5 protein-coding genes and 1 pseudogene are annotated in these 5,623 nt (G+C 72.5%); 4 read left to right on the top strand and 2 right to left on the bottom strand.

What is annotated here, in order from left to right:
• Positions 1–338 precede the first annotated feature (338 nt).
• The 3 genes from GV126_RS30815 to GV126_RS30805 all read left to right on the top strand — a co-directional run bounded on the left by GV126_RS30815 (position 339) and on the right by GV126_RS30805 (position 3,206).
• On the top strand, positions 339–1,166 hold the full coding sequence (locus tag GV126_RS30815) for a glycerophosphodiester phosphodiesterase (protein WP_159672780.1): 828 nt from the start codon (positions 339–341) through the stop codon (positions 1,164–1,166).
• Positions 1,167–1,280: 114 nt separating this feature from the next.
• A complete protein-coding gene (locus GV126_RS30810) occupies positions 1,281–1,919 on the top strand; it encodes an ATP-binding protein (RefSeq protein ID WP_159672778.1) in 639 nt (212 codons plus the stop codon).
• Between the two features lie 321 nt (positions 1,920–2,240).
• Entirely contained in the window at positions 2,241–3,206 is a 966-nt protein-coding gene (locus GV126_RS30805; protein WP_159672776.1) for a DUF5926 family protein, read from the top strand.
• A gap of 286 nt (positions 3,207–3,492) precedes the next feature.
• On the opposite strand, the gene GV126_RS30800 is transcribed toward GV126_RS30805, so the two are convergent.
• Positions 3,493–4,032: a hypothetical protein gene (locus GV126_RS30800; RefSeq protein ID WP_236570191.1), complete on the bottom strand. Its 540-nt coding sequence runs from the start codon at positions 4,030–4,032 to the stop codon at positions 3,493–3,495.
• 237 nt (positions 4,033–4,269) lie between these two features.
• Positions 4,270–4,935, bottom strand: coding sequence for a bifunctional DNA primase/polymerase (locus tag GV126_RS30795; RefSeq protein ID WP_159672774.1), 666 nt, complete (start codon positions 4,933–4,935; stop codon positions 4,270–4,272).
• Positions 4,936–5,435: 500 nt separating this feature from the next.
• Between GV126_RS30795 and GV126_RS36865 the strand changes: the two are divergent.
• Positions 5,436–5,623: pseudogene (locus tag GV126_RS36865) on the top strand (phosphatase); the annotation flags it as partial.

The raw sequence follows: 5,623 nt of genomic DNA, 5'->3' as shown, positions 1-5,623 counted from the left end.
GGAATCCACCGGCACGGGAGGTGCGGACGGGGCCGGGGGTACCTCGGTGCCCTCGTTCTCGGTGCTCACAGCTCTTCTCCTCGATCCACGGCTGTTGTTGTCGGTCGCACCCGGTCACGCTCGTTCCTGCGCGGTGACGACCCCGGCGTGCTCCAGCTGTGCATGTGTATGCCGTCAGCTTTTCCCACCGGCCGTCAGAGCACCATAAGCGGTGGCTGTGGGCCGGTTGCCATTCTGCAAAGATGTCATTCTCATACAGGTCATCACAGATGAAACGGACACATTATCGACGCCCGTCCGTCACCACGGCCACCCCAGCGCGGTGGCACCATGACGCGGTGACCCACGCACGGCAGCACCCCATCCAGGTCGTCGCCCACCGGGGAGCCTCCGAGGCCGCCCCGGAGCACACGCTCGCCGCCTACCGGAAGGCGATCGAGGACGGCGCGGACGCCCTCGAGTGCGACGTACGCCTGACCGCGGACGGGCACCTGGTGTGCGTGCACGACCGCCGTGTCAACCGTACGTCGAACGGGCGCGGCGCGGTGTCGGCCCTGGAGCTGGCCGACCTGGCCGCGCTGGACTTCGGTGCCGGGCGGACGCGGGCCTTCTGGCGGAGCCGGGACGAGGAGCCCGACTGGGAGGTACGGCCGGAGGACCCCGAGGACACCTCGGTGCTGACCCTCGAGCGGCTGCTGGAACTCGTCGCCGACGCCGGACGGCGGGTGGAGCTGGCCATCGAGACGAAGCACCCCACCCGCTGGGCCGGGCAGGTCGAGGAGCGGTTGCTTGTGCTGCTGAAGCGTTTCGGCCTGGACGCTCCGGCCTCGGCCGACCAGTCGCCGGTCCGCGTGATGAGCTTCTCCGCCCGCTCGCTGCACCGGGTACGGGCGGCCTCGCCGACCCTGCCGACGGTCTACCTCATGCAGTTCGTCTCCCCCCGGCTGCGCGACGGGCGGCTGCCCGCGGGGGTGCGGATCGCGGGGCCCTCCCTGCGGATCCTGCGCAGCCACCCCGGTTACGTCGAACGGCTGAAGCAGGCCGGGCACCAGGTGCACGTGTGGACCGTCAACGAGCCCGAGGACGTCGACCTCTGCGTGGAGCTGGGCGTCGACGCCATCATCACCAACCGCCCGCGCGCGGTCCTGCGCCGGCTCGGCCGCTGAGCCCGCCGATCGCTGGTCCACTGGTCCACTGATCGCTGATCCTCTGGACTGCTGCGCGACCGATGCGTCACGGGGAGTGCTCCGGCGCGTTCGCTGCGTGTTCGACCGGGACGAATGCGTCACCGGCCGGGCAACGCGCGGTTTCCGGTTCAGGCCAATGGGGCATCCACACCGTGGCGTGGGGCGAAGGAGGTCTCGGGGGTGGCGTTGGTGGTGGCACAGGAGGTGCCCACGTCGTCGAGCATGGCCGTGCCCCATGGCCCTGCGGGCGTGGGGGAGGCACGGCACCGGATGCGCGATCAGTTGCGCAGAGGTGGCGTGGCGGAATCGATCATCGACGACGCCGTGCTCGTCCTTTCCGAACTTTTGAGCAACGCCTGCAAGCACGGCCGGCCACTGGGCGGCGCACCGGCCGGGGACGGCGCCGTCCGCGCCGCGTGGCGGGTGGACGCGCGCGGCCGGCTGATCGTCGAGGTGACGGACGGCGGCGGGCCGACCCGCCCGGCCCCGGCCACGCCGTCGGTCACCGCGCACGGCGGCCGCGGGCTGAACATCATCACGGCGCTCTGCGACGACTGGGGGGTCCGGGACGACGTCCGCGGCGAGGTCACCGTATGGGTGGTCGTCCACGACGACGTGCACGACCCGGACGCCGGCCACCGCCGCGACGACTTCGCCAGCCGGATCACCGCGCCACCGGTGGCGGCCCTGCCCGAACTGGACTTCGCGGACGCCTTCGAGGATCTTGATTGATCCCAGCGCCTTGATCGGTCTCCGGGGGCGTTGGCCGGACCCACGGCCTTCCTCCGGTCCTCATGACGCTGACCGGTCCCCAGGACGCCGGCCAGCCCCCATGACGCTGACCGGTCCCCAGGACCGCGCCAGATCGCGCGGACCGCGACCGGTCGCGAGGGCGTGAGGGCATGAGGGCATGAGGGCATGAGGGCATGAGCAGCCTCCCGCCCCTCGGATGTTGTCCACAACCGCCGCCTTGTCCACAGCTTCCCGGTGCCGACGGCGGGAACGGCTAGGCTCGCGCCCGTACGAGACGAGCCGTAACCGGGAGACACCCAGATGGCCAAGAAGCGACCCCAGACGAAGGCCAAGCGCCCGCAGCTGACGGACGGAGAGATCCCGGTGGTCGGCGCCCGTGAACCGTGCCCCTGTGGCAGCGGGCGGCGTTACAAGGCCTGCCACGGCCGGGCCGCCGCGCACGCGGTGACCGAGCTGGTGCAGCGGCCCTTCGAGGGACTGCCCGGGGAGTGCGACTGGGTGGCGCTGCGCGAGCTGGTCCCGGCCGCCACGGTGCAGCTGACCCTCCGCGAGGGCCTGCCCGAGGGCGTCCCGTCGGTCACGCTCGCCACCGTGCTGCCGATGGCCTGGCCCGCGCTGCGCCGCGACGACGGCTCGGTGCTGATCGGCCTGCAGAACGACACCGCCTCCGGTGACATCAGCCGCGACCTCGCGGACACCCTGCAGCGCGCCCTGCAGGCCGAGCCCGGCACCCCGGTGCAGGGCCGCCGCGCTCCGGCGGACGGCCCCCGCCTGCAGGACGTGCTGGACCTCCAGGCGCCCTTCGAGCCGGTGGTGCACACGGGCTTCGAGTTCTGGGTCCCGGACGCGGAGAACGCCACTCCCGAGGTCGCCGCCTCCCTGGAGCGGGCCAACGCCGCGGCCATCCCGACCGTGCGCCTGCAGGGCGTCGAGGCCGCGTACTGGTGCCGGACGCCGGAGAAGAACCACCTGCGGTGGGTCATGCCGCACCCGGAGGAGCAGCTGCTGGACGCCCTGGCGCGGCTGCACGCGGCCGGCCGCTCCAGCCTCGGCGAGGGCACCCGCCTCGTCGGCTCCTTCCGCGCCCACGGCCTGACGGTGCCCGTGTGGGACCTGCCCAGCGAGATGGGCGCGCAGGACGTGGAGAAGCCGGCCGCCGAGTTCGCCGAACGGCTGGCCGAGGCGCTGGCCGCCGAGGCGCCGCTGACCGCCGACGAGCGCCGTGCGCGCGGCGGCCTGACGAACCGCCAGGTCACGCTGAGCTGATCCGCCGGACCGCGGTCCCGCCGACCGGCGGATCAGCCGGTCGGCGTCCGGCGGAAGGAGTGAGTCCAGTCACAACTCCCGCTGGGGACAGGCGAGTCGGTGACCGGAAAGGCATCGTCGCCGGTGACCGGAAAGCCGATGCCGAATTTGCGAACCGGCGATCTCTTGTTACCGTTCCAGTAGCCCGGTTGCTGGTGCATCCCCCGTCGCCAGCAACCGGGCCTTTCCGTGCGCGCGGCCTCTCACTCCGTGCAGCCGCGCACCTACCGCCTGCCACGCGCTGCCGTCAACCGCCGTTCTTCATAGGTGAGTTGCTGCCCGAGCGCAGCAGCAGCGGGCCGACCCCACCGGCGCGGGCGAACTCCGTCACGGCCGTGTACGCCGCCGCGTCCCGGGTGTGCTCACGGGGTGTCTCGCAGGTTCCCGGCTCGTCGTCGCCGCCGAGGGAGCACCGGGTCCGTACGGTGCGGTCGCCCGGGCCCATCAGGGTCAGCGCGGCGACCAGGTGCTCGCCGGTCGCGTTGCGGTAGTGGGTGCGCGCCCAGGTGTCCGGGCCCTGGGTCAGCACACAGGTCTGCGCCTCGACGCCGTCGGGCGAGGAGACCTCGGGGCCGCAGCGGGCGGCGGTCGCCAGGCCCAGACCGAGCAGGAGTGGGCCGGCACCGGCCGCGCTTCCCGCGCCGGCGCGGGGCGAGGAGCGGGGGAGCGCGGGATCGGCGGAGGGCAGCTTGTCGTCGCCGTGCACGGGTGGACGTACGGCGCCGCCCCGGTCGCCGACCTGTCCCGCGGAGGCCACGGCCAGCGGCACGGCGAGGGCGCCTGCCACGGCGGCCGTCAGGGCGTACAGGCGGACGCGCCGCGGATCCGGACGACGGGACGGCGCCGGCCGGCCCGCGCACCCGCGCTCCCGGCCGCTCCCCCGTCCCTGTTCCCGCCCGCTCCCGGGTTCTCCGAAACGGCTTGCGCACGTCTCGGGACGGCTCTCGCGCTCCTCGGAATGACGCAGCATGAAAGGGACGATAACGATCACAACGGGCGCCCGGCCCCGGCGCGCCCGGGCGCCCTAGAACTCGGGCGCGCTCACGCCCGTACGAGTGAGGGCGTCCACCACGGCGTCGACCACGGCCTCCACGCCGGGCACCCAGGGCGAGGCGGAGCCGGGCAGCGGGGCGCGCTCCCAGCGGATCGGTCCGGCGCCCGTCTGCGAGGGAGGCAGGGCGAGGTAGCCGCCCTCGCCGTGGAAGCGGAGCGAGCCGGGCACGAAGTCCTTGGCGTAGAGGAGTTCGCCCAGCTGCTCCATGGAGTACGGCCGGACGAGGATCGACCAGCGGGTGGGCGAGGCGACCACCGGGCCGAGCCGCATGCCGCGCCGGTCGAGTGCGTGCAGGGCGCGGGCGGCGGGGAGCGCCGGCAGGCTCACCGCGCAGGGCGCCCTGCCCCCGGTGGCCAGGATGATCGGCGCGGTCGGCCGGTTGGTCCACCACCAGCGCACCATCCGGGCGTCGGTGGTGGCCGCGAGCAGGCCGGGATCGAAGGGATGCGCACCGGGCACCGTGCAGTCCGGGTCGGGGCAGCCGCAGCGGTCCGGACGCCGCGGATCGAGCGCCACACCGGGGAGTACCGGCCACTGCCATCGGGTCGCGAAGGTCAGGGCCGCGCTGATCGGCTCGGACGTCGCGTCACCGCGCCGGGACCAGAGCCTGCGTCGCCTTCCGGGGATCTCGCGCATGAGCGCTCGTTCCTTTCCGTTGCACCGCTGGCAACACCGTGGGCCACTCACACCATGTGTCGATCACTTCACTGTGCATACCTGTTGGCGCATCACACCCCTGCGGTCGGGCACGGGGCGCCCCTGTACGGGTCGAGCTGGAGCTGCTTCCGCGGCAGCCCCGCCCGTGCGTCTATCGGAGCACGGGCGTGGCGTGGGGTGGCGGAGCGTGGCGTTTTGCCGCCGCGCGTTCTGCTCTCCGCCGCCGTCACGCGAGGATGGGGGCACGGTCGTCGGTGGATAGGACGCCCGGGTCCGTCGCCAGGTTCCGGATGGCTCCCACCACCCCTGGCCTTCTCCGAGTACGTACCCATCACGACCGCTGTGACGCTCCGTGGAGCAAACCAAGTCGACCGCAACAGGCCGGTACCCCAGGCAGTTTCCGGCCAACTTCCGTCATAGGCAAGAGGTTCGGACAAACCCTCACCCGCCCCTCTGACACCAGGAATCTCGGCAGGACAATGCTGGACATCCCCTCACGAGTGCGTGTACATGTGGAGACACTGCTGGCGACGCAGAAGACATGGGGGTTTGCGATGCTTTCGATCAGTACGCGCCGGTCGGAAAGCCGGACGCCATGAACGCTCCTCACCCCTCGAAAGTGGCTGGAATCGATTCAACGGTTCCCGCCCCCGCACAGACTGTCGCC

This window comes from Streptomyces mexicanus (assembly GCF_902506575.1).
In the GTDB taxonomy this organism is placed as follows: Bacteria; Actinomycetota; Actinomycetes; order Streptomycetales; family Streptomycetaceae; genus Streptomyces; species Streptomyces mexicanus.
This window is presented reverse-complemented; position numbering and strand designations above follow the sequence as displayed.